We start from the raw sequence: 25,237 nt of genomic DNA on the forward strand, positions 1-25,237 counted from the left end.
AATTAATTTAATGTTAACTAAAGATTTAGAAAGTGTATTTCATTGAAATACTGAAGTTTCTACCTTTTTTGTAAGAGTCAACAATTACATTTTGTTTGTCTTGAATTCTTTCAATAGTTGGATCCGTTAAGTTTTTAGCATTTAAACCAAAACTTATATTTTTATTTACATTAAATTTTAAAATAAAATCTAAAGTAATAACCTCACTATCTACTAAGTCTCCTTTTCCAGTAACACCAAGAGCATAAATTCTATCTGAAAAATAACCCCCAGAAAGAGTAGCTGTTAAAGATTTTTCTTTACTAAAAGTTTTATTGAAACTTATGTCTGAATTTATTAATAAATCTGAAGCACCTGTTAGTCTTGACTCTTCATTTGTAAAAGCTACACTAATTCCAGGATTTTCTTCAATTACTTTTTGAGTGTCTAAATCTTGATTTGTAAATAAATAAGAAATATTTAATCCAAATCCTAAGTTAGTTGTTTGTTCAGAGTTACTGTTTTCAATTGAAAGAATGTTTTTTCTCCATTCACCTTCAATTCCTAATCCAATTGCTTTTTCTCCAGTGTTTACCCAAGATATGTCATTTGTTGCAGAAGCTACTGTTACTTGGTTAATAGGGTTTTGTATAAGCTTTCCAAATCCAGTAAACCCTAAAACCTCACCTTTAGCTGGGAAATATTCCCATTTTAAATCTGCATTATAATCAGTAGAACTATATAAGTTTTCGTTACCAAAATAACTTTGTCCAACTTCTTCAAATAAGAAAGGAGCTCTTTCTTTAAATTGAGGTAAAGTATATGTTTTACTAGTAGCAAATTTTAAATTTTGCTTATCATTAATCTCATATTTTGCAGTTAAAGATGGTAAGTATTCCATTGTGTCGAATAATTTTTTTCCAGTCTTTAATGAAGTGTCATAAAATATATCTTGAATTATGTATTCTGATCTAAAACCTGCAATTACAAATAATTTAGGTGAAAATTGGTATTCAATAGCTCCGAATCCTGCAGAAATTATTTGTTGACCATTATAGTTTTGAGGTTTTAATGCATTAGGAGTATTTAAACCTCCACGGAATGTTTGAATAGAGTAATATCCTAAATCAATACCATTTTGATTAAAAAATCCATCAATGTTATTCAAATCTATAAAAGGTAAATTTATATTAGGTTGTAATATGTTAAAGTTAAATTGAGTAGCATCAAAATTGATTTCTTTATATCTTCCACTATACCCAGCTATTAATTTTCCTTTGTAATTATCGTCATCTGTTTTACCAAATTTATAAGTTAGAGTGAAATTTCCGGCAACTTCATCATCAGTCATATCTTGAAAAAATCTATGATTGTCAGATTGATTTAAATCAGAGACAATTAAAGGAGAAGTTAAAGGATTATCATTATCAAGTGGAACAAAAGTATTTTGCATTCTGTCTGGTATAACATTGTTCATCATGTTATAAGAAATACCCCAATCAAAGTTAGTTCTTTCTCCAAAACTATGGTTTCCTAATAATTGGTTTATAAATAAAGTTGTTCTTTCAAAAGTTGAACGTGAAAGATAACCGCCGCCATCAGGAGCAGCATCAAAAATATCAATTACTCCAGTAAATTCTTCAAATTTTTGTGATGAAGAATTTATAAACATTGAATTTAATTTTAAATTGTGGTTGTTGTTGATTTTATAATTAAGATTAGCCATTGCATTCGAACTTGTTTGATATTCGTAAGCTTTTCTGTAAAAATCTTTTTTTGCAATACCTTGACTAGCTTCAACACCACCTCTTCTAACTCCTTCTTTAAAGTTGTAACTGTTGTCAAATGAGCCATTTAAAAAGAAGCTAAACTTGCTGCTAGAACCTATACTGTAAGTGTTTCCTCCTCTTAAATATATTGAACTTCCGATTGGAGTTTTACCTTGTTTGTCCCAACTAGTAGAAAAGTTATATCCGCCAAGAGGGTCATTAGGGATTGGTTCATTACTAAATCCGTGAAAATTAGGGCCATCTTGTAAATAGAACTTACTTAAAGAAATAGCATTAGAGTTTACATTCATTCCGCTTCCAACTTCAATCATGCTAGTTCCTTTGTATGTTTTAGATATGATATCTACATTTGCTCCAGCAAAATCTCCATAATTTCTATAGTTATAAGTTTTGTCTATCCCAATATACTCTACAATGTCAGTTGAAAAAATATCCAATGAAATATTTTTGGTAGAAGGATTGTTTGATGGTAAAGGTAACCCGTTCAATGTTGTAGAGTTGTATCTATCACCTAGTCCTCTAACGAAAATATCACTAGAACCTTCTTGTTTTGAAATACCAGTTGTTTTAGCTACTGCAGCTGCTACATCACTAATTCCTTTTTTTGAAATTTCTTCTGCGCCAATAGCCTGTTTAATTTCAACTGCTTTCTGTTGTTCTTGTAATAATGCTTGTTCACTTTCTTTTGAAACAGTATGTGTTAAAACTACATCAGCTAATTGTACTCCACTTGCAGCTAGGGTGTGATTAATTACTTTTTTCTCGCCTGCTTTTAATGTAAAAGGAATTTCGGCTGTTTCATATCCTAAATAAGCGATTACTAATGTGTAGTTTCCTGGTTTTAAAGTGATAGAATATCTACCTTCGTCGTCTGTAGAAGAACCTTGTGTTGATCCTTTAACTGTTATATTTGCAAATGGTAATGGTTCGTCATTAAATTCCTTATCTAAAATTACTCCCATTACAGTTCCTGTTTGTGCTACAGAAACAAATGCAAAAAATAAAAATCCGATTAAAAACTTTAGTTTCATTTTGTGTTGTTAAATTTTGGTGCAAAGGAACTCTTATAAAATTACCACAGTGTTACGGCACCGTTATAATAAAGTTTTTGAAAGGTTACTAAATTGTTAACCGATTAAATAATTGTTAACCGCTTTGAACTATTTATATTATCTTTACCTTTACAATCGCTAACACAACGAAAATTTTAAATGAAAAAAAAGGATATTAAAATTTTATTAGTTGATGACGAACAAGATATATTAGAGATTGTTAGTTATAACTTATCACAAGAGGGTTACCAAATCGTAACAGCAACTAATGGTAGAGAAGCAATTAGTAAAGCTAAAAAGGAGCTCCCGCATTTAATAATTTTAGATGTAATGATGCCTGAAATGGATGGTATCGAAGCTTGTGAAAATATTCGTCGTATTCCGGAATTGGAAAGCACAATAATTACTTTTTTAACGGCAAGATCAGAGGACTATTCTCAAGTTGCTGGGTTTGATGCTGGTGCAGATGATTATATTGCAAAACCAATAAAACCAAAAGTACTAGTAAGTAAAGTTAAGGCATTGTTAAGAAGGCTTAAAGATGAAGATGATTCAAAAGATGTACTTAAAGTAGGCGATATCGAGATTAATAGAGAAGAATATAAAATTGTTCGCAATAACGAAGAAATTGTTTTACCTAGAAAAGAATTTGAATTATTTTATTTACTAGCTACAAAACCTGGTAAAGTTTTTACTCGTGAAGAAATTTTAGATAAAGTTTGGGGTAATGAAGTTGTTGTAGGTGGAAGAACAATAGATGTGCATATTAGAAAACTTAGAGAAAAAATAGGGGATGATTTTTTCAAAACCATAAAAGGTGTTGGTTATAAAATAGAGTTTTAATGGAAGTTAACTTTAAGAAGTCATATAAATTTGCTTTTAAATCTTCCTTATATATTTCTTTATTTACGGCAGCCGTTTTATTGTTGTTCAATTATTATTTTCATTCCGTAAATAATTGGTTTATTACACTTTTTATTTTCTTTACGTTTGTTTTTTCATTTTTTGTTATTCAGTTTAGAGTTGAAAGATTTATTTACAAAAGGGTAAAGAAAATTTATGATGATGTTTCTCTTTTAGAGAACGCTTCATTCCGAAATCAACCTATTACTACTGATATGGCAACTCTTACTAAAGAGGTTAAAAAATTTGCTCGCGATAAAAAGCTAGAGATTGAAACTTTAAAAATTCGTGAAGAATATCGTAGAGAGTTCTTAGGGAACGTTTCTCATGAATTAAAAACACCTTTATTTACAGTTCAAGGATATTTACTCACACTTTTAGATGGCGCGATGGATGATAAAAATATTCGAAAAAAGTATTTACAAAGAGCAGAAAAAGGTGTTGAGCGATTAATTTATATTGTTAAGGACTTAGATATGATTACTAAGCTTGAAGCTGGTGATATAAATATTGAGCCTTCTGAATTTGATATAGTCGAACTAATACAAAATGTTTTCGAACTTTTAGAAATGCGTGCGGCAAAAAAGAACATATCCTTAACTTTTGATTTACATTATAAAAGGCCAATTAAAGTAATTGCTGATCAAGAAAAAATTCAGCAAGTTGTAACAAATTTAATTGTAAACTCAATTAAATATGGCAAGCAAGGCGGAACTACAGAAGTTAGCATCGAAGATTTAGTAAATAATAAAGTTATTATTAGAATTACCGATAACGGTGAAGGAATTGAAAAACATCATATTCCGAGATTGTTTGAACGTTTTTATCGAGTAGATAAAAGTGGTGCTAGAAGCGAAGGTGGTTCAGGGCTTGGACTTGCAATAGTAAAGCATATTATTGAAAGTCATAGCGAGAAAATTTATGTTGAAAGTGAGTTCGGAGTAGGGTCTGAATTTTCATTTACTTTAGAAAAGGCGAAATAAATCTTTCCATCTAATTTCAGTTGAGTAGTTCTGTAATCCTCTATATAAATCTATTTTTTCAATTTTAGAAAGCTTAAACTTTTCCTGTTTGCAACTTGGTGCAATTCCTTCTTGTTTATATTTTTTAGCTAAATATTCTTGTTCATATTGCCCAGGAGTTGGTATAAAAAATGCTTTTTTACCAAGTTGCGCTAAATCCATAACTGTAGTATAACCAGAACGACAAATTATTTTATCACTTTCATTAAAAGCAATTTCAAGTTGTTCACTAGTCATGTAATTGTAATAAGTAATTTTGCCTGATTTTTCAATTATCTGTTCATTCTCTACAACTCCTTTTACAAATAAAGTAGGTTCTTCATAATTAGAAAACTCACTTGAAAGCTTTTCCTCTAAAAGTGTTCTTTGCGGTTCTAGTCCAGATAGAATTATCATTATTTCATATCTTTTAGCCAGTGATTTTTTATGTAGTCGACTGAGTGGACCTATATATTTTAAATGTTTTAGTGGATCATCGAGATGGCCTAATCTTCCCGTTAAATTAGCACTTCCTTCAGAATCTGGCACCCAACATTCATTAAATTTATTTATAAAAAAATGATGAAGTTTTGTGGTAATGTAAGAAGTGTTTCCAGTTAATACATTCAATTGATGCGTTATAAAAACAGAAGGGATTTTTTTTGATTGTACACCAAGTCTATTATCAGAAATAATTCCGTCTAATTGAAGTTCATCAACTAACTTCGAAATTGCTTTTTTCTCACTTCTTACTGCTGAGATCATGTTTGGAACTTGCTTTAATAATTCCAATTTAAAATTTTTCCCTTTTTCAGCGTAGTGAATATTATATGAAGGTAATTCGAAATGTTGTAAATGTGGGAATTCTTTTTTCAATAATGCTAAAGCAACACCATCAGAAGCAAGAATAGGTTCAAATTCATGACTTTCTAGTGCTTTAATAATAGGTATACACCTTGTGGCGTGACCTAATCCCCAATTTAAAGGTGCAACTAAAATTTTTTTTCTTTTATTCAAAAGTTTTGGTTTAATAACTTCAATTTACTAAAATGCAAAATAAATATAATTTATCTTACGGCATATTTCCTTAATTTTACCAAAAATTTAAATTTAGGTGGGAAGTAAAAATAAATTAAAGCGATTTAAAGAAAACGAAACGTTTTTAAATGTTGTTCAACCAACAAGAGAAGAAGTTGTTTCTGGTGAGTTTTCTATGAAAGGGAAATGGAGCTCAGATTTTTTCAAAAATGACAAACCAATTGTTTTAGAATTAGGATGTGGAAAAGGTGAATATACGGTTGGTTTAGCAAAACTTAACCCTGAAAAGAATTTTATTGGAATCGATATAAAAGGAGCTCGTTTTTGGCGTGGTGCTAAAACTGCTGTAGAAAGCGGCATGAATAATGTTGGGTTTCTTAGAACTCAAATTGAGCTAATTGAATATTGCTTTGCTCAAAATGAAGTTGATGAAATTTGGATTACCTTTCCTGATCCTCAAATAAAGTACAAAAGAACAAAGCATAGAATGACTAATTCTGAATTTTTACAGAACTATAAAAAGGTTCTTAAGCCTAATGGAATAATGCATTTAAAGACTGATAGTGAATTTATGCATGGCTATACACTTGGTCTTCTACATGGAGAAGGACATGAGGTGATTTACGCAAACCACAATATTTATAGAAATGAAGGGGCTCCTGAAGAAGTAACAGGGATTCAAACATTTTATGAAAGTCAATATTTAGAACAAAATAAACCTATAACGTATATTAAATTTAAACTAAAGTAAAATATGGATTTTATATTGACTTTTATTCTTGGTTTTTTTATCGCTGCTTTAGGAATTATAGCACCGGGAATGTTAAATATGACAATAGCTAAACTAAGTGTAGAAGAAAATAAAAGAAATGCTTTACTATTTGCATTTGGAGCTGTAAGTGTTGTCTTAATTCAAAGTTTTGTAGGGGCATATTTTGCAAAGTTTTTAGATGCAAATCCACATTTTAGTGATAATCTCAAAAAATTTGGCACTGTAATTTTTATATTGTTAACTGTGTTTTTTTTTTACAATGGGATTCGTGCAAAAAAACCAAAAGTTGAAGTTGATATAAAAGATAAAAGAAACCGCTTTATTTATGGTTTAACACTTTCGTCTTTAAATATGTTTGCAATTCCATATTACGCGTTTGTTAGTTTAACACTTGCTTCAAAAGATGTTTTCCATTTTAGTCTAATTGGAATAATTATTTTTTCAGTTGCGGCAACTTTAGGAACATTTTGCATTTTTTACCTATATGCGGTTTTATTTAAAAAAGTAGAACATAAAGTAGGTTTTATTACAAACAACATCAATTTTTTAATTGCAGCAATAACAGGTTTAGTTGCAGTTTCTTCTTTGTATCAAATGTTAAATGCATGAATTTAGCTAAAGAAGATAGTTTTTTTGAAAAAGTTTACGAAGTCGTTCGTCAAATCCCTTTAGGAAAAGTAACTTCTTATGGAGCTATTGCAAAAGCTATTGGATCTCCTCAATCTTCCAGAATGGTTGGATATGCTATGAATGCTTCGCATAATTTGGGAAATTTACCTGCACATAGAGTTGTTAATCGAAATGGAATGTTAACGGGTAAGCACCATTTTGATGGTACTAATTTAATGCAGCAACTTTTAGAATCTGAAGGAATTAAAGTTGTTGAAAATAAAATTGTTGATTTTGAAAAACATTTTTGGGAACCCAACCCATATAAATAAAATTTATAATACTATTATTAAACTTTTAACAATTGCTTTTTGCCTTTATGCATTTTCAAGGTATCTTTGCAATTAAAATTCAGTCTTAATAAGAATTTAGATAAAAAAATTAAATATTATCTACATATGAAATTAGATAGAAAAGAAATTCTAAAAGCTTTAGAAACAATCACGGTTGCAGGAGAAGGTAAAAATATGGTTGAGAGTGGTGCTGTACAAAATGTACTAACTTTTGGAGATGAAGTTATAGTAGATTTAGTTTTAACTACGCCAGCTTTACATATTAAGAAAAGAGCGGAAGTTGATATAATGAAAGTTATACACGAAAAAGTGTATGAGAAAGCAAAAGTTAAGGTTAATATTAAAGTTGAAACTCCAGCAAAAGAAGAGAATCCAAATCAAATAAAAGGAAAGGAAATTCCTGGAATTAGCAATATTATTGCTGTTTCTTCGGGTAAAGGTGGAGTAGGAAAATCAACAATTACTGCAAATTTAGCAGTTGCTTTAGCCAAAATGGGTTTTAAAGTTGGAGTTTTAGATGCTGATATTTACGGACCATCAATGCCAATAATGTTCGACGTTGAACAAGCAAAACCTGTTTCTGTTGAGGTAGATGGAAAATCGAAAATGCAACCTGTTCAAAGCTACGGCGTTGAAATTTTATCTATCGGATTCTTTACAAAGCCAGACCAAGCGGTAATTTGGAGAGGACCAATGGCTGCAAAAGCATTAAATCAAATGATTTTTGATGCAAATTGGGGAGAGATTGATTTCATGTTAATCGATTTACCACCAGGTACAGGAGATATTCATTTATCTATTATGCAGTCGTTGCCTATAACAGGAGCTGTTGTAGTAAGTACTCCTCAAGCTGTTGCTTTAGCCGATGCTAAAAAAGGTGTAGCAATGTTCAATAACGAAAGTATTAATGTTCCTGTTTTAGGTATTATCGAGAACATGGCATACTTTACACCAGAAGAATTGCCTAATAATAAATACTATATCTTCGGACAAGAAGGAGCAAAAAACTTAGCACAAGATTTACAAGTTCCATTCTTAGGAGAAGTTCCATTAGTTCAAAGTATCCGTGAGGCAGGAGATTACGGTCGTCCAGCAGCTTTGCAAACAGCAACTCCACTAGAGAAATCTTTCGAAGAATTAGCGCGTAATGTAGTTGAAGAAACGGTAAAAAGAAATGAAAGCTTACCACCTTCAGAAGCTATTAAAATAACTACTATGGCTGGTTGTTCAGCAGTTAAAGGAAAGTAAAATGACAACAGTAGAAATAAAAGACAACATCGAAAAAGCATTAAGTGAAATTCGCCCTTTTCTAAATTCAGATGGTGGCGACATTACACTTGTTGAAATTATCGACGACAAACATGTAAAAGTACGTTTAGAAGGTGCTTGTACAAGTTGTAGTTTAAGCATTAGTACTATGAAAGCTGGTGTAGAAACGACGATAAAAAAATATGCACCACAAATAGAAACAGTAGAAAACGTTTCTTAGTTGGGCGTTACCAAGACGAAAAACTACGTTTTTGTCTCGGTCGGGCTGTTTGCTTTATCTTTTTTGTAAGTTTAAGATTTATTGAAAACAAAAAAGGATATCACTTCCATCCCTAACGCAAAACAAAAGGTGACAAATGTCACAAAAATAAAGTTTCAAAATACAGAACTTTGTACTGTAACAATTGAAAGCATAATAGAATGATTGAAACAGATATACTAATAATTGGCGCAGGTCCTACGGGACTTTTCGCTGTTTTTGAAGCGGGTTTATTACAATTAAAATGTCATATCATTGATGCATTACCGCAACCCGGAGGACAATTAGCCGAATTATATCCAAAGAAACCTATATTCGATATTCCAGGTTATCCAGAAGTTTTAGCGGGTGATTTGGTAAATAATTTAATGGAACAAATAAAACAGTTCCAGCCAGGTTTTACTTTAGGAGAAACTGCCGAGACTATAGAAAAACAAGAAGATGGTACCTTTATTGTGACCACAAAAGAAGGGACACAACATAAAGCTAAAGCTATTGCAATTGCTGGTGGTTTAGGAACTTTTGAACCTCGTAAACCAGTTCTAAAAGATATTGAGTTCTACGAAAAAGAAGACCGTGGAGTAGATTATTTTGTAAAAGATCCAGAAAAATATCGTGGCAAAAATATTGTAATTGCTGGTGGTGGCGATTCTGCTTTAGATTGGTCAATTTTCTTATCAAATGTTGCAAATACTGTAACTCTGGTGCATAGAAGAAACGAATTCCGTGGCGCCTTAGATTCTGTTGAAAAAGTAAAAGAATTAAAAGATGCTGGAAAGATTAAATTGGTTACACCTGCTGAGGTTGTAGGCTTTAATGGAAGCGAGAGAGTTACGGCTGTAGATGTTGAAATTAATGGAGCGCGCCAAAAAGTAGAGTGTGATTATTTTATTCCTTTATTTGGTTTAACACCAAAATTAGGACCTATTGCAAACTGGGGATTAGAAATTGAAAAAAATGCAATTAAAGTAAATAACGCATTAGATTATCAAACAAATATTGACGGTATTTATGCAATTGGTGATGTTAATACTTATCCAGGTAAATTAAAATTAATACTTTGTGGTTTTCACGAAGCAACTTTAATGTGCCAAAGTGTTTATAACCGAATCAACCCAGGAAAGCGTTATGTATTAAAATACACTACAGTTTCTGGTGTAGATGGATTTGATGGAACTCGTAAAGAAGCAGAAAAAGCAGTTGTAAAAGCAATCGACTAATGGCTCAAGACGTTACTATAAAAATTACTGATCGAAATGGAGTAACTCACGAAGTTTTAGCTCCAACAGATATGAATATGAACCTTATGGAGTTGATTCGCTCTTATGAATTAGCCGAAGAAGGAACACTTGGAATTTGTGGCGGAATGGCTATGTGTGCCTCATGTCAAGTTTATGTTTTAAACGATGTGGTTCCAATTGATAGAAACCCAGATGAAGATGCTATGCTAGACGAAGCCTATCATGTTCAAGAAAATAGTAGATTAGGTTGCCAAATTCATATTTCTGAAGCATTAGAAGGGTTAGAAGTACAGATAGCGCCAGAACAATAATAAAAAAAGCGAAGATTATTCTTCGCTTTTTTATTTATAATCTTCAAGTTTAGCCGGACCTTCTAAATAATCTTTTACAATTTGAAGTGTTCCGTCTTCTTTAGTATCGATAAACCATTTTATTAATGAAATAGTTCCGTTTACAATTTCAATTCCAGTTATACTTCTTGGGTGAACGCAACTTCCATCGTTAAAATAATGCAAAGCATTTTCACTTGGACTTGGAAATCTTGGACGATGGGTATGACCTGTAATTGTAATTTTGTTTCCGTTGTCAGCTATCCATTTTTTAATTCTTCGCTCAACTTTTATAAGTTCGACATAATTTTTTGCTGGACTTGTTGGGTCTTTTATGCCCCAAACTTGTAAAGGTTTCCACAAAACCCGAACCATAAATCGGTTTATTTTCCAACCGACATAATTCATAAAATCAGCTTGATGTCCGTGTGTTAAAAATAATTCTTGCTTGGTTTCGCTATTTTCTAAAACAATTCCTTCGTAATATTTAATATTGGGAAATAATGGTACATCTTTACCTTTTCTCGCATCAAAATAGGTAGATAGTTTCTTTTTTAAAATGGTTTCATTCCTATAAACCATATCATGATTGCCATAAATCATGTGTAGTCGGTTTTCAAAATGAAATTTCTGTAGTAACAAATACACGTTTTTATTAGCCTCAAAAATGGTTTTAAAAAATAAATTTTCCCATAACTCATCGCCATCGCCTAATTCAATGTATGAAAAACCTTCTTTAAAGTAATTTTGTAAGGCATGGAAATAAATGTTGCGATTGTTTGCAAAATCATCTGCAAAACTTGCATCACCGCGATGGCAATCACTAAATAAAATAAATTTATCTTGATTGCTAAACTGAATTCGCTTGGCTTCTTTATAGGCTTTGTTTAATCTATTTTGAGATGACATTTTTATAAATTAAAACATAAAGATAAAAAAAAGAGCCAAACGGCTCTTTTAACATATTAATTCTTTTTCTTTTATCTGTTCTTCAATTGCATTCCATAATTGAATGCGGTGTTCAAGTGCTAAGATTGAAATTTCTTCCGCCTCTTGCCATTTTTTATCGTCATTTCCACATAATTCTTCTATCATTTTCATAGCCATTGGTCCATGTTCATCAGCGTCAAGTTCTATATGTCTTTCGAAGTAATAAACCAATTTTGATAAATCATTATTTGGAAAATTTTGTTCAAATTCTTTTAAAATTTCTGTAAACATAGCCGGAATTAAATCTTCACGACCAAAGGTAAATGCAGCTGCAATTTGATGTGGTTTACCTTCTTCGATTACTCTAAAAGTGAAATCTAAAAATGCTTTAACTTTAGGATGTAAATTGCTTTGTTTGATAGAAACAAATATGTTTTGGGTAGCTTCAACATCGTTTAAAAAATCAATTACTACAGACGTATTTGCACCACAAGACTGCATTGCTTCGAGATACATTTCGTAATGACTTTTATGTTTGCCATCACTATCTAAATCAGTTTCTTCAGCTAATACAATTTCATTAATTAAATAACGAACTTCAGGATTTCCAATAGGCATCCATGGGGTTGTTGTGCATGTTAAAGAGTTTTGCAAAGCTTTTAATAATGACATAAAATCCCATACTGCAAAAACGTGATTTTCAGTAAAACAACGTAAATCGTCTACAGTCTTAATTTCATTGTAAAGGCTATGTTGTAAGAGCTGTTGTTTGAATGGCTCTATTTTTTTATGTATAATTTGGGTTTTCATAACAATAATTTTTTAGTATTTGCATGTTATTATTTCAAGAATTACAAATACTATTCCAAAAGTAAAAATGCTTCGTCAAATAACGAAGCATTTTATATAAATTTTATCTATTGTTGAATTATTTAAATGCAGGGAAACCAGTAACATCCATACCTGTAATTAGTAAATGTATATCGTGAGTTCCTTCATAAGTAATTACCGATTCTAAATTCATCATGTGGCGCATGATTGAATATTCTCCAGTAATTCCCATACCTCCAAGCATTTGACGAGCTTCACGAGCAATATGAATAGCCATATCAACGTTGTTTCTTTTCGCCATTGAAATTTGAGCAGAAGTAGCTCTTCCTTCATTACGTAAAACACCCAAACGCCAAGTTAATAATTGCGCCTTAGTAATTTCTGTAATCATTTCAGCTAATTTTTTTTGTTGTAACTGCGTTGCTCCAATTGGTTTGTCAAACTGAATACGTTCTTTTGAATAACGTAAAGCCGTATCATAACAATCCATTGCTGCACCTATCGCTCCCCAAGCAATTCCATAACGAGCAGAATCTAAACATCCTAGAGGTGCGCCTAATCCAGATTTTCCTGGCAATAAATTTTCTTTTGGAACTTTTACGTTATCAAAAATTAACTCACCAGTTGCAGATGCTCTTAACGACCATTTGTTGTGTGTTTCAGGAGTTGAGAAACCTTCCATTCCTCTTTCAACGATTAAACCGTGAATTCTTCCTTCTTCGTTCTTAGCCCAAACAACTGCAATATCAGCAAAAGGAGCATTCGAAATCCACATTTTGGCACCATTTAAAAGATAATGATCTCCCATATCTTTAAAATTTGTCACCATTCCACCAGGGTTTGACCCATGATCTGGCTCAGTTAAACCAAAACAACCAATGAATTCTCCAGTGGCTAATTTAGGTAAATATTTCATTCTTTGTTCTTCGTTTCCGTATTTCCAAATTGGATACATCACCAATGATGATTGAACAGAAGAAGTTGAACGTACGCCTGAATCTCCTCTTTCAATTTCTTGCATAATTAAGCCGTATGAAATTTGGTCTAATCCAGCACCGCCATATTCTACTGGAATATACGGGCCAAAACCACCAATTTCTCCTAAACCTTTTACGATTTGTTTTGGAAATTCTGCTCTTTGAGCATATTCTTCAATAATTGGAGATACTTCTTTTTTTACCCAAGCACGTGCAGCATCACGTACCATTTTATGTTCGTCTGATAATAAATCGTCTAATTGATAATAATCTGGAGCTTGAAATAAATCTGGTTTCATGTCTGTTTTTATTTGAAAGCACAAATGTAATTAAGATTTCTAACAATTCAATGATAGGAAGTTATAAATTACATTTTTAAGTAGAAATCTTGTGTAAGAATTTTGTATTCTTCAGTGTATTGATGACGAGCAGTTTCAATTACAAGTTCATCAGTATAGGTTTTAGTTTGATTTTTAGAAAAAGCAATTAAGCTTCTTTTAATTTCAGATGTTGGTGTGCCTTTTACTCGAGTAATTTTTGAAGGGAATAATTCAAAGTGAGTAGCAATTGAAATAAAGTTTTTCTCTTCAGAATAAGGGATAATAACACAAAAAACACCATTTTCACTTAATAATAATGAAGAACCATGCAATAAATGATCGAAAGGTAATGCGTCTTCGAAGCGAGCTAAATCACGTTGTTCATTTTCAGATTTATAATGAGCAGTGTAGAAAGGTGGGTTAGAAACAATTAAATCATATTTTTCTTCTTCATACATTTCTTCTACAAATTCTTGAAAAGAGGCATGGTAGCAAAATAAACGATCACTCCAACTTGAATTTTCGAAATTTTCAACACATTGTTCGTATGCATCTTCATCGATTTCTAAAGCATCGATTTGCTCAGCATAGCTCCTTTGTGCTAACATTAAAGCGATTAATCCTGTGCCAGAACCAACATCTAATATAGAGTAAGGGTTGTTTTCTAATGTTGCCCATGCACCTAACAATACACCGTCAGTCCCCACTTTCATGGCGCATTTGTCTTGTTCTATAGAAAATTGTTTGAATTGAAATGCCATTGGCATTAGTTTATGTAAAGGTCAACTAAACCTTCTGGTGTATTTAGAATTAATTTCTTTTCTTTTCGGTTTACTTCAACAATAAAATTATCAATTACAGGAACTAAAATAGTGGCATCTTTAAATTCGATTTCAAAAAGTGGTTGGATTTGACTTTCGTTTACACGAATTAGTTTTCCGATATTTCCTAGACGAATATCTTCTACTGAAAAACCTTCAATTTCGTGGTAATAAAATTTATTGCCTTCTAATTTTGGCAACATCGAAAGCGGAAGATAAACTTCACAACCTATTACTTCATCAGCATCTTGTTCGTTGTCGATGTCTTCAAATTTAGTTCTCAAGAAATCGCCTTTGTGAATTTGGCTTTTTTCAATAAAAAATGGAACCAAGTTTCTGTTTAATTCAACAAAAACCGATTCCATATTTTCATAAACTTCAGGTTCGTCAGTATCTAAATAGATAAGTACTTCACCCTTAAAACTGAATTTTTTTGCGATTTTGCCTAAATAAAAACAATCTTTTTTACGCATTAATCGCTCTTTAATTATGCTTCAGTTTCTTCGTTGTTGTTTTCTTCAACAGCTGGAGCTTCTTCAGTAGCAGTTTCCTCAGCAACTTCTTCAGCAGCTGGTTCTTCTACTTTTGCAGCAGCACGTTTTTCGTTGTACTCTTTTTCAGCTTTTAAAGCTTTAGCTCTAGCATCTTCTTTAGATTTTGCTAAACCATCTTTTTTAGCGTCAACTTTTCCAGCTTTTTCATCTAACCAAGCAGCTAATTTAGCATCAGCTTGTTCTTGAGTTAAAGCACCTTTACGAACTCCTCCGTCTAAGTGGTGTTTTAATAAAGCACCTTTGTAAGATAAAATTGCTCTTGCAGTGTCAGTAGGTTGAGCACCATTGTGTAACCATTGTACAGCACCATCTAAATTTAAATCGATAGTTGCAGGGTTAGTGTTTGGATTGTAAGTTCCTAATTTTTCTAAGAATTTACCATCTCTTTTTGCGCGTGAATCCGCAGCTACAATCCAGAAAAAAGGTTTGCCTTTTTTACCGTGTCTTTGTAATCTAATTTTTACAGGCATAATCGTTTGATTAAATTTTGAGGTACCCGACCTCAGTTAATTAAGGGCGCAAATATACAAAACATTGTTTTACAATAAAATAAAAGTTTGAAAATATTTTTTAAAATTATTGTTACAATTCGATTAAAAAAGTTATTTTTGTTTTCCGTGAATAAAATTTACAACACAATGAAAAAAATATTTGGCCTACTAAGTTTAGCTTTAATTCTCTCATCTTGTTCAGAGGAAATTAAGAATAGTACTCCAGGATTTCAAGCAAAAAAAGATAATGTCTTTTGGAGAGCAACAGATGCTAGCGCACATGTTAATGCAGATGGTAGCTTGACTATTTCTGCATATAATTCATCAACAGCAACTGAAGAATTAATCTTAAATGCATCAAGTGCTAATCCAGGGACATACCGATTAGGGACTACAAATTTTAGCAACTTTGCATATTATTATTATGAACTTGCTGGAGAAGGATTTGAATATGAAACAAACACTGTAACTGGTCCAGCAAATGATTTGTCAAATATACTTACTCAGGGAACTAATTATGAAAACAATGGTACTGCTAGTGTTACAGGTGGTACAGGTAGCGGGGCGGTTGTCGCTGTTAGTGTAGTTAATGGAAGTGTGAGTTTTGTGACATTAATGAATAGAGGTGCTGGTTATAATGTTGGAGATGTTTTAACTGTTCATGGTGGTAATGATGATGCAACATTTATGGTTAATACAATATATAGTAATGGTGCAATACAAACGGTTGAGCTATTAACTGGAGGTAGTAGTTATGAAAATGTTGGAACTGGAGCTTTAACTGATACAGATGGTAACGGTTCTGGTTTAAGAGTTGCAATAAATGTAAATAATTTAGGTAGAGTAACTTCTATGTATATGGTCTCTAGAGGAGATGGATATCAAGCGGGAGATTTAGTTACTATATTAGGTGGTGATAATAATGCTACATTTAGAATTTTAAATGTTCAGCAAAGTAGTGGAGAAATTGTTATTGAATCAGTTGAAAATGGAACTTTTACTGGTACATTTATTATAAATGCAGTAGATATGGATGGAAATCCTGTTACTTTTTCAGAAGGAGTTTTTTACAGGATTCCGATACGATAATTAAATAGTTTTAAAATAATTTAAAGCCATCTCATTGAGGTGGCTTTTTTATTTGTGTTGATAACTTATATTGAATTTAAATTTTATAAAATGTATTTTTGAACAAAATCTTATTTTCCAAGATTTTTAATTTAACCATTTGGAATTTACTGCGTTATGTATTTGATTTTTGATACCGAAACTACTGGATTACCTAAGAGCTGGTCGGCGCCTATTACGGATAGCGATAACTGGCCTCGTTGTATACAAATTGCTTGGCAATTGCACGACGAAATGGGAAATCTAATCGAACATCAAGATTATTTAGTACAACCAGAAGGCTTTAATATTCCGTATGATGCAGAACGAATTCACGGTATTTCTACCGAATTAGCTCAAGAACAGGGAATTTCTTTAGCAGAAGTTTTAGAAAAGTTCAACATTGCGTTGTCAAAAGCAAAATATGTTGTTGGACAAAATGTAGGCTTTGATGTCAACATTATGGGTTGTGAATTCCATCGTTTGAATATTGCAACGGATTTGACGCAATTACCTGTTTTAGATACGTGTACCGAAACTACTGCTGAATTATTGAAATTACCTGGTGGTCGAGGAGGGAAATTTAAACTGCCTACATTAACCGAATTACATCAGTATCTTTTTAATCAGCCTTTTGCTGAAGCACATAATGCTACAGCCGATGTAGAAGCAACAACACGTTGCTTTTTAGAATTAATCAAGCGTGAAGTTTTTACAAAAGAAGAGCTCGATGTTACGCCCGATTATTTTACTCGATTTAGAGAAAATAATCCGAGAGAAATTCAATTAATTGGTCTTAAGCATATCAATTTAAAAGCAGCTTCTGATGAAATTAGAAGGAAACTTCAAAAAATTGAAGGTGAAAACCAACAAGCCACTGTTTCTGAATCGGATAAAAAAGATTTAGAACATGCCAAGTTTGCGCATCTCCACAATCATTCCCAATTTTCGGTTTTACAATCTACGATTTCAATTCCCGATTTAGTTACTGCAACAGCAAAACAAAAAATGCCAGCAGTTGCATTAACCGATACTGAAAATATGATGGGCGCATTTCACTTTGTAAGTGCGGTGATGAATCATAATAAAGCGGCAAAAGCTAAAAACGATGCAGCCATTGAGGCGGGTGAAGAACCAACCGAAGTTGAAATTAAGCCAATTGTAGGTTGTGAATTATATGTTTGTGATAATCACTTAGACCGAACTAAAAAAGATAATGGTTACCAAATTGTATTTTTAGCGAAGAATAAAAAAGGCTATCACAACTTGGCAAAAATGACTTCAATTGCCTATACTGATGGTTTTTATTACGTACCAAGAATAGACAGAGCAATCGTAGAGAAATACAAAGAAGATGTAATGGTTTTATCTGGGAATTTATATGGAGAAGTCCCAAGTAAAATTTTAAATATTGGCGAAAATCAAGCTGAAGAAGCTTTGCTTTGGTGGAAAGAACAGTTTGGAGAAGACTTCTATTTGGAAATCATGCGACACAACCAAGAAGATGAAAATCGTGTGAATCAAACATTGATTTCGTTTTCACAAAAGCATAATGTCAAATTAATTGCAACAAACAATACATATTACTTAGATAAAGAAGATGCTAATGCGCACGATATTTTATTGTGTGTAAAAGATGGTGAAAAACAAGCAACGCCAATTGGTCGTGGAAGAGGATATCGTTACGGTTTACCCAACCAAGAATACTATTACAAGTCGGAAGAAGAAATGAAAAAACTTTTTTCTGATTTACCAGATGCAATTATCAATATTCAAGAAATTATTGATAAAGTAGAAACGTATTCGTTGTATCGTGATGTTTTACTTCCAAAATATGATATTCCGGCCGAATTTGTAAATACTGAAGATGCTGTTGATGGTGGAGTAAGAGGTGAAAATGCCTATTTACGTCACCTAACAATGGAAGGTGCAAAGAAACGATATGGAGAAATTACGCCAGAAATTCAAGAACGATTAGATTTCGAATTATTGACGATTTCAAACTCAGGTTATCCAGGTTATTTCTTAATTGTACAAGATTTTATTGCCGAAGCCCGTAAAATGGATGTTTCGGTTGGTCCAGGACGTGGTTCTGCGGCAGGTTCTGCTGTGGCGTATTGTTTAGGAATCACGAATATCGACCCAATTAAGTACGATTTGCTTTTTGAGCGTTTCTTAAATCCTGATCGTGTGTCGATGCCCGATATTGATATCGATTTTGATGATGAAGGTCGAAGCCGAGTAATGGATTATGTAATCAATAAATACGGAGCCAATCAAGTAGCACAAATTATTACCTACGGTAAAATGGCTACCAAGTCTGCTATTCGAGATACGGCACGTGTGCTTGATTTACCATTATTTGAAGCCGATAGAATTGCGAAGTTAATTCCCGGCATGATGCCTTCAAAATGGAATTTAGCTCGATTCTTAAAAGAAGAAGAAGCTGAAGTTAAAAAAGCACTTCGTTCTGAAGAATTTGATAGAGTAAAAGAATTAATCGAAATTGCAAATACAGAAGATTTAGCTGGTGAAACTATTCAGCAGGCGAAGGTTCTAGAAGGCTCGCTTCGTAATACTGGAATTCACGCTTGTGGTGTAATTATAACGCCATCTGATATTACCAATTATGTTCCAGTTAGAACAGCAAAAGATTCTGATTTATATGTAACGCAATTTGACAACTCGGTTGCCGAAAGTGCGGGATTACTAAAAATGGACTTCTTGGGTCTGAAGACTCTAACCTTGATAAAAGATACAGTTAAACTGGTAAAATATCGCACAGGAATTGAACTCGATCCTGATAATTTTCCAATTGACGATAAAGAAACGTATGAATTATTCCAGAGAGGTGAAACGGTTGGTATTTTCCAATACGAGTCACCTGGAATGCAGAAATACATGAAGGAACTAAAGCCTACGGTTTTTGGAGACTTAATTGCGATGAATGCGCTTTATCGACCTGGTCCGTTAGAATATATTCCTTCCTTTATTCGCAGAAAAAACGGCGAAGAGCCTATTGCCTACGATTTAGATGCTTGTGAAGAATATTTAGGTGAAACTTACGGAATCACGGTTTATCAAGAGCAAGTAATGTTACTTTCTCAAAAATTAGCCGGATTTACAAAAGGTGAAGCTGATGTCTTACGTAAAGCGATGGGTAAAAAGCAAAAAGACGTTTTGGATAAAATGAAACCAAAATTTGTCGAACAAGCTTCTGCTAAAGGGCATGATGCAACGGTTTTAGAAAAAATTTGGAAAGACTGGGAAGCATTTGCAAGTTACGCTTTTAATAAATCGCACTCTACTTGTTATGCTTGGATTGCGTATCAAACAGCTTATTTAAAAGCACATTATCCTGCCGAATATATGGCGGCCGTTCTATCCAATAACATGAATGATATTAAGCAAGTTTCATTCTTTATGGAGGAATGTAAACGAATGGGATTAAAAGTTTTGGGTCCAGATGTGAACGAATCGTATTATAAATTTACGGTAAATGAGGATTACGCGGTTCGTTTTGGAATGGGAGCGATTAAGGGAGTTGGACAAGGAGCGGTTGATACCATTGTGGAAAACAGAAAAGAGGGTAAATATAAATCGATTTTTGATTTAGCAAAGCGAATCGATTTACGTGCTGCAAATAAAAAAGCTTTTGAAAACTTAGCATTGGCAGGAGGTTTTGATGGTTTCGGCGATACGCATCGTGCACAATATTTTCATGATGAAGGAGATGGAATTACCTTCTTAGAAAAAGCCATGCGCTATGGTTCTAAATTTCAAGAAAATGAAAATTCTGCTCAAGTAAGCTTGTTTGGAGATGCTTCTGAAGTTCAAATTCCAGAACCTGTAGTTCCACCTTGTGATGAGTGGAGTACTATGGAAAAATTGGCACAAGAGAAAGAAGTTGTAGGAATCTATATTTCGGGTCATCCACTAGATGATTATAAATATGAAATGAAATATTTCTGTAACACCAAATTAGAACATTTAAACGATTTAAATTCTTTTATTGGAAAGAATGTTTCAGTAGGTGGGATCATAACTAAAGTTGAGCATAGAACCGCTAAAAACGGAAAAGGTTGGGGGATGTTTACCTTAGAAGGTTATGACGAAAGTTATGAATTCAGAATTTTCGGTGAAGAATATTTAAAGTTCCGTCATTTCTTAATTCAAAATAATTTTACCTTTTTAAAATTTGTGGTAAAAGAAGGTTGGGTAAATGCCGAAGGAAAACGAAGCGATCCTAAGATTCAGTTTTTACAAGTTCAATATTTACAAGATGTTTTAGCTTCTTTTGCTAAAAAATTAGTGCTTCAATTTAATATTACTGAATTAAGTGAGAATCTAATTCAATCATTGTTTGATTTGTTCCAAAAAGAAAAAGGTGACCATCAAGTTGCTATTGAAGTAATGGAATTAGAAAAAGTAATGAAACAAGTTGTTTCAGAACCTTCGGTTGAAACTATTGAAACAGAAACAGATGAAGAAAATATTGAAGTTGAGGTTGAGCCAATGGTGACTGAAGTTGAACAAGTACAAGTAGTAACAAAATTAAGTATGCCAAGTCGTAAAATGAAGATTAAGATTTCAAACGAGTTGTTACAAGAGCTTGAAAACCGTCAAGTTTCGTTTAAATTGAATTAATGTAATCCAGCTAACAGTTTTCTAATCACTTAATTCTGAAATTTGCTATAAATTAATATTTATGAAGAAGTTTATAGTAATACTTACGTTTTTATTTGTAGGTTTTTTAAATGCTCAAGTGGCTGATAAGCCTAATGATGTTTCTCCATTACTAATTGGGGAAAAAATTCAAAACACAAAATTGTTTGATGTAGAAGGGAAATTAATTCAAACGGATGATGTGTTGAATCAAAAGACAGTTTTAATTGTTTACAGAGGAGGTTGGTGCCCATATTGTAATTCACAATTAGCAGATATTCAAGAAATTGAGTCAGAAATTGTAAAATTAGGTTATACAATAATTGCAGTTAGTCCTGATGCTCCAGAGTTTTTAAAAGAAACTCAAATCGATAAAAAATTGCATTATAACTTGTATTCAGATAGTGAAGGTTTATTCATGAAAGAATTAGGTATAGCTTTTAAAGCACCTGAAAAATATGGTAAAATGCTTGGTAAATATTCTGAAAACAAAAACACTAAGTTTTTACCTGTTCCAACGGTTTATGTTTTAAATAAAAATAGAGAAATTGAATTTTTATACATTAATCCTGATTATAAGTTCAGACTTAAAGGAGAAGTTTTAATGGGAGTGTTAAAAGCGTTAAATTAATTTTCGATATATAAGTATAGAGAAAACCAATTTTATTATGGTTACTTTCCAAAAATAAATAGTTACTTTTGTGTTAGATAAATAAATTAAAAAATAAAGATATGGCATTAGCAATAACAGATGCTACTTTTGAAGATGTAGTATTAAAATCAGATAAACCTGTAGTAGTAGATTTTTGGGCAGCTTGGTGTGGTCCATGTAGAATGGTTGGTCCAGTTATCGACGAAATTTCTTCAGAATATGAAGGAAAAGCAGTTGTTGGTAAAGTAGACGTAGATGCGAACCAAGAATTTGCTGCAAAATACGGAGTTCGTAACATTCCTACAGTATTAGTTTTTCAAAACGGAGAAGTAGTAGGACGCCAAGTAGGTGTTGCGCCTAAAAAGACTTATACAGATGCAATTGACGCATTATTGTAATATAATTTTTGAAAAAGAAAGTACAAAGGATAAACGAAAGTTTATCCTTTTTCTTTTGTATATTTAGCGTTTAAACTAAATTCATGAATTTATATTCTCAAATTGAAAAAATATCGAGTTTTCAGCATTTAGAACTTTTGGCAAACCAAATTGTTGAAGGTTTTATTTCGGGAATGCACAAATCGCCTTTTCACGGATTTTCTGCCGAATTTGCCGAACATAAAATTTACAATCAAGGAGAAAGTACAAAACATATCGATTGGAAGCTTTTTGCGAAAACTGATAGATTGTACACGAAACGATTTGAGGAAGAAACCAATTTACGTTGCCATTTAATTATCGATAATTCTTCTTCGATGCATTATCCTGAATTAAAGACAGAACAGCAATTTTACGAGAATAAAATAGGTTTTTCAGTATTGGCTTCGGCTTGTTTGATGAATTTGCTTAAAAAACAGCGTGATGCAGTTGGTTTGAGTTTATACTCCGACGAATACGAATATTATGCTCCTGAAAAAGGTAGTAATCGCCATCATCGCATGATTTTGGACAAGTTGGAAGAAACTCTTCAAAATTATAAAAAATCTAAACAAACCGACACAGTAACTTTTCTACATCAAATAGCAGAAAATATTCATCGTCGATCTATGGTGATTTTGTTTACCGATATGTTTCAGCGCGATAATGAAGATGCTATTTTTAAAGCGTTACAGCATTTAAAACATAACAAGCATAAAGTTGTAGTTTTTCATGTCTATGATAAAAAAACAGAGTTTTCATTTGATTTTGACGCTTCGCCAAAGAAATTTATCGATGTAGAAACCGGAGAAACTATTAATTTGTTTGCTGAAAACTTAAAAGAAGATTATGAAAAACTAGTTTCAGCTTATTTTGAAAAGATAAAAACAAAGTGTTTACAATACAGAATTCAATATGTGCCAGTTGAAACGAGTAAAAATTTTGAAAAAATTTTATTGACGTATTTGACTGAAAAACAAAAGTTTGGATAATAGGCTAAAAAATATTTTAATTTTTTTTACAAAAACATTTGGAGAATTGAAAAAGCGTTGTATATTTGCAACCGCAATTAAGCACTGGTTTGGTAGTTCAGTTGGTTAGAATACATGCCTGTCACGCATGGGGTCGCGGGTTCGAGTCCCGTCCAGACCGCTAAAATTGGGAAATTTTCAAAAAGCGTTTCTTTTTAGAAGCGCTTTTTTGCCCAAAAAAGGTATTGATTTTTACATTTGTTTATGGCAAAATAAAAATCTAAAAATAGTTGTGTTGTTTATTCCTGAGTAAAATCAGGATAGGTTTAGTAGTTAGACCAATGAAAAGCTGTTCCGTTTCTACGGAAGGGCTTTTTTGTTTTTATAGACTTTATTAAAGTCATGGTTTTTAAAATAAAAACATAAAAACACTCATTACTAAATATTTAAGTGTATCTTTGTCAGATATTTATAATAGGTCTCTGCCTTTGCTTTTCTGATGTAGTCAAGATTTTTCTCAGTTATCGCTTCCCAGTTACCCAATATTTAAAACTTGAATTTTACCAAAGCTTTTAACTTTATAACAGTAAGTTTCAAGAACATTTTTTGACTGAAATTATTAAAATCATTTTATTAAACCAATTTTATAACCAATAAGGTTTACACTTTAAAGACTAATATTTCTTTTTAATATGTTATTAATAGCATAAATATAACTGCATTTTTTGATTGTATTCAAAGAATGAATTATTAATGAAATCCGATTATCGGAGCAAAAGAAATTATGAAATTTAAAGAATTATGCCTGAGTGCCGAAATACTCAGAGCAATCGATGTCATGGGACATTCTCAAGCAACGCAAATTCAACAACAAGCCATTCCTTTTATTGTACAAGGATTTGATGTTATTGGTTGTGCACAAACAGGCACAGGTAAAACGGGTGCCTTCTCTATTCCAATCTTAGAACTATTAAGTAAATCCAATAAATCTTCAAGAAATGTGATTAAAGCTTTGGTTTTAGCACCAACTCGCGAACTGGCTATTCAAATTGATGAAAGTTTTAAAATGTATGGCAAGTTTATGCCGATAAAGCATACGGCCATTTTTGGAGGAGTTTCTCAAACCAATCAATTAAAAGTTTTAAAAAATGGTGTTGAAGTTTTAATAGCGACTCCTGGTCGATTATTGGATCTTATTCATCAAGGTTTTGTTGACCTATCGAAAATTGAAATTTTAGTGTTAGATGAAGCAGATCATATGTTAGATATGGGCTTTATAAATGATATTAAAAAAATCCTAAAATTTTTACCTATAAAAAAACAAGCGTTGCTATTTTCTGCAACCATGCCTACAGAAATTAAAAAATTTGCTAGTAGTATTTTACATCAGCCAAAAGAAATTTCGGTTGCGCCGGTATCTTCAACTGCAGATACGGTAAAGCAAGAATTATACATGGTAGATAAAATAGATAAATCGAAACTGCTAATAGAGCTTTTAAATAAGAAAAAACATAATCAGTCACTTGTTTTTACACGTACAAAACATGGCGCTGATAAATTAGTTAAAAAGCTTCTAAAAGTTGGTATAAAAGCCTCAGCGATTCACGGTAATAAATCCCAAGGCAACAGACAACGTGTTTTAAGTGATTTTAAGCGAAATAATATTTCAGTCTTAATTGCAACGGATATTGCTGCAAGAGGTATTGATATAAATGAATTGCCTTACGTAATTAATTATGAATTACCTAGTGTTCCAGAGACATATGTTCATAGAATAGGCAGAACAGGAAGGGCTGGCAATAATGGCGTTGCAGTATCATTCTGTGATAAAGACGAGAGAAAAGATTTAATAGGAATTCAAAAATTATTAGGATTTACTATTCCTGTTATTATAAACAATTAAAAAC

General features: G+C 32.2%; 23 protein-coding genes and 1 tRNA gene. 16 read left to right on the forward strand and 8 right to left on the reverse strand.

Annotated elements, in window-relative coordinates; translation table 11 throughout:
- Nucleotides 1-25: 25 nt before the first annotated feature.
- Nucleotides 26-2,800: a TonB-dependent receptor gene (locus KK2020170_RS04670; RefSeq protein ID WP_221259650.1), complete on the reverse strand. Its 2,775-nt coding sequence runs from the start codon at nt 2,798-2,800 to the stop codon at nt 26-28.
- 180 nt (nt 2,801-2,980) lie between these two features.
- On the opposite strand from KK2020170_RS04670, the gene KK2020170_RS04675 reads away from it, so the two are divergent.
- Both KK2020170_RS04675 and KK2020170_RS04680 read left to right on the forward strand, forming a co-directional pair.
- Nucleotides 2,981-3,664 carry a response regulator transcription factor gene (locus KK2020170_RS04675; RefSeq protein WP_221259651.1) on the forward strand — a complete coding sequence of 228 codons (684 nt, stop codon included), beginning with the start codon at nt 2,981-2,983 and terminating at the stop codon, nt 3,662-3,664.
- The gene (locus KK2020170_RS04680; protein WP_221259652.1) at nt 3,664-4,707 is read left to right on the forward strand and encodes a sensor histidine kinase; all 1,044 of its coding nucleotides are present in this window, start codon (nt 3,664-3,666) and stop codon (nt 4,705-4,707) included. Before KK2020170_RS04675 ends, KK2020170_RS04680 begins: the two co-directional genes overlap by 1 nt.
- Here KK2020170_RS04680 and KK2020170_RS04685 read toward each other — a convergent pair.
- Nucleotides 4,690-5,742 (reverse strand): glycosyltransferase, encoded by a 1,053-nt coding sequence (locus KK2020170_RS04685; protein ID WP_221259653.1) that lies wholly within the window; start codon nt 5,740-5,742, stop codon nt 4,690-4,692. The two genes, KK2020170_RS04680 and KK2020170_RS04685, sit on opposite strands and share 18 nt — an antisense overlap.
- 97 nt (nt 5,743-5,839) lie before the next feature.
- Between KK2020170_RS04685 and trmB the strand changes: the two genes are divergently transcribed.
- The 7 genes from trmB (at nt 5,840) to KK2020170_RS04720 (ending at nt 10,577) form a co-directional block, all read left to right on the forward strand.
- Nucleotides 5,840-6,514, forward strand: a complete 675-nt coding sequence (trmB, locus tag KK2020170_RS04690; RefSeq protein WP_221259654.1) for a tRNA (guanosine(46)-N7)-methyltransferase TrmB — start codon at nt 5,840-5,842, stop codon at nt 6,512-6,514.
- A gap of 3 nt (nt 6,515-6,517) precedes the next feature.
- The gene (locus KK2020170_RS04695; RefSeq protein ID WP_221259655.1) at nt 6,518-7,144 is read left to right on the forward strand and encodes a LysE family transporter; all 627 of its coding nucleotides are present in this window, start codon (nt 6,518-6,520) and stop codon (nt 7,142-7,144) included.
- Nucleotides 7,141-7,476, forward strand: coding sequence for an MGMT family protein (locus tag KK2020170_RS04700; protein WP_221259656.1), 336 nt, complete (start codon nt 7,141-7,143; stop codon nt 7,474-7,476). Before KK2020170_RS04695 ends, KK2020170_RS04700 begins: the two co-directional genes overlap by 4 nt.
- Before the next feature lie 126 nt (nt 7,477-7,602).
- On the forward strand, nt 7,603-8,745 hold the full coding sequence (locus KK2020170_RS04705; RefSeq protein ID WP_221259657.1) for an Mrp/NBP35 family ATP-binding protein: 1,143 nt from the start codon (nt 7,603-7,605) through the stop codon (nt 8,743-8,745).
- A gap of 1 nt (nt 8,746) precedes the next feature.
- Nucleotides 8,747-8,986 carry a NifU family protein gene (locus KK2020170_RS04710; protein WP_221259658.1) on the forward strand — a complete coding sequence of 80 codons (240 nt, stop codon included), beginning with the start codon at nt 8,747-8,749 and terminating at the stop codon, nt 8,984-8,986.
- 200 nt (nt 8,987-9,186) lie between these two features.
- Nucleotides 9,187-10,245 (forward strand): NAD(P)/FAD-dependent oxidoreductase, encoded by a 1,059-nt coding sequence (locus tag KK2020170_RS04715; RefSeq protein ID WP_221259659.1) that lies wholly within the window; start codon nt 9,187-9,189, stop codon nt 10,243-10,245.
- Nucleotides 10,245-10,577 (forward strand): 2Fe-2S iron-sulfur cluster-binding protein, encoded by a 333-nt coding sequence (locus KK2020170_RS04720; RefSeq protein ID WP_221259660.1) that lies wholly within the window; start codon nt 10,245-10,247, stop codon nt 10,575-10,577. Before KK2020170_RS04715 ends, KK2020170_RS04720 begins: the two co-directional genes overlap by 1 nt.
- Nucleotides 10,578-10,607: 30 nt before the next feature.
- Here the strand turns inward: KK2020170_RS04720 and KK2020170_RS04725 are convergent, their stop codons facing one another.
- The 6 genes from KK2020170_RS04725 to KK2020170_RS04750 form a co-directional block, all read right to left on the reverse strand.
- Nucleotides 10,608-11,504: a metallophosphoesterase gene (locus tag KK2020170_RS04725; protein WP_221259661.1), complete on the reverse strand. Its 897-nt coding sequence runs from the start codon at nt 11,502-11,504 to the stop codon at nt 10,608-10,610.
- 48 nt (nt 11,505-11,552) lie between these two features.
- Nucleotides 11,553-12,335, reverse strand: a complete 783-nt coding sequence (locus tag KK2020170_RS04730; protein ID WP_221259662.1) for a DUF3050 domain-containing protein — start codon at nt 12,333-12,335, stop codon at nt 11,553-11,555.
- Nucleotides 12,336-12,453: 118 nt separating this feature from the next.
- Complete coding sequence (locus tag KK2020170_RS04735; protein ID WP_221259663.1) at nt 12,454-13,632, reverse strand: acyl-CoA dehydrogenase family protein; 1,179 nt, start codon at nt 13,630-13,632, stop codon at nt 12,454-12,456.
- A 68-nt stretch (nt 13,633-13,700) separates the two neighbouring features.
- Entirely contained in the window at nt 13,701-14,420 is a 720-nt protein-coding gene (locus tag KK2020170_RS04740) for a tRNA1(Val) (adenine(37)-N6)-methyltransferase (protein WP_221259664.1), read from the reverse strand.
- Nucleotides 14,420-14,947: a ribosome maturation factor RimM gene (gene rimM / locus KK2020170_RS04745; protein ID WP_221259665.1), complete on the reverse strand. Its 528-nt coding sequence runs from the start codon at nt 14,945-14,947 to the stop codon at nt 14,420-14,422. The genes KK2020170_RS04740 and rimM overlap by 1 nt, the downstream gene beginning before the upstream one ends.
- A gap of 14 nt (nt 14,948-14,961) precedes the next feature.
- Complete coding sequence (locus tag KK2020170_RS04750; RefSeq protein WP_221259666.1) at nt 14,962-15,498, reverse strand: 30S ribosomal protein S16; 537 nt, start codon at nt 15,496-15,498, stop codon at nt 14,962-14,964.
- 168 nt (nt 15,499-15,666) lie between these two features.
- Here KK2020170_RS04750 and KK2020170_RS04755 point away from each other — a divergent pair, with 168 nt between their 5' ends.
- From KK2020170_RS04755 to KK2020170_RS04785, 7 genes are all read left to right on the forward strand, one after another.
- Complete coding sequence (locus tag KK2020170_RS04755; RefSeq protein ID WP_221259667.1) at nt 15,667-16,608, forward strand: DUF6252 domain-containing protein; 942 nt, start codon at nt 15,667-15,669, stop codon at nt 16,606-16,608.
- A 156-nt stretch (nt 16,609-16,764) separates the two neighbouring features.
- On the forward strand, nt 16,765-21,273 hold the full coding sequence (gene dnaE, locus KK2020170_RS04760) for a DNA polymerase III subunit alpha (protein ID WP_221259668.1): 4,509 nt from the start codon (nt 16,765-16,767) through the stop codon (nt 21,271-21,273).
- 61 nt (nt 21,274-21,334) lie between these two features.
- Nucleotides 21,335-21,922, forward strand: coding sequence for a peroxiredoxin-like family protein (locus KK2020170_RS04765; protein ID WP_221259669.1), 588 nt, complete (start codon nt 21,335-21,337; stop codon nt 21,920-21,922).
- Nucleotides 21,923-22,023: 101 nt separating this feature from the next.
- Nucleotides 22,024-22,341 (forward strand): thioredoxin, encoded by a 318-nt coding sequence (gene trxA / locus KK2020170_RS04770; RefSeq protein ID WP_221259670.1) that lies wholly within the window; start codon nt 22,024-22,026, stop codon nt 22,339-22,341.
- Between the two features lie 83 nt (nt 22,342-22,424).
- Nucleotides 22,425-23,351: a DUF58 domain-containing protein gene (locus KK2020170_RS04775; RefSeq protein WP_221259671.1), complete on the forward strand. Its 927-nt coding sequence runs from the start codon at nt 22,425-22,427 to the stop codon at nt 23,349-23,351.
- Between the two features lie 86 nt (nt 23,352-23,437).
- Nucleotides 23,438-23,511: transfer RNA gene (locus KK2020170_RS04780), tRNA-Asp, on the forward strand.
- Between the two features lie 603 nt (nt 23,512-24,114).
- Nucleotides 24,115-25,233, forward strand: a complete 1,119-nt coding sequence (locus KK2020170_RS04785) for a DEAD/DEAH box helicase (RefSeq protein ID WP_221259672.1) — start codon at nt 24,115-24,117, stop codon at nt 25,231-25,233.
- Nucleotides 25,234-25,237 lie beyond the last annotated feature (4 nt).

This window comes from Flavobacterium okayamense (genome assembly GCF_019702945.1).
In the GTDB taxonomy this organism is placed as follows: Bacteria; Bacteroidota; Bacteroidia; order Flavobacteriales; family Flavobacteriaceae; genus Flavobacterium; species Flavobacterium okayamense.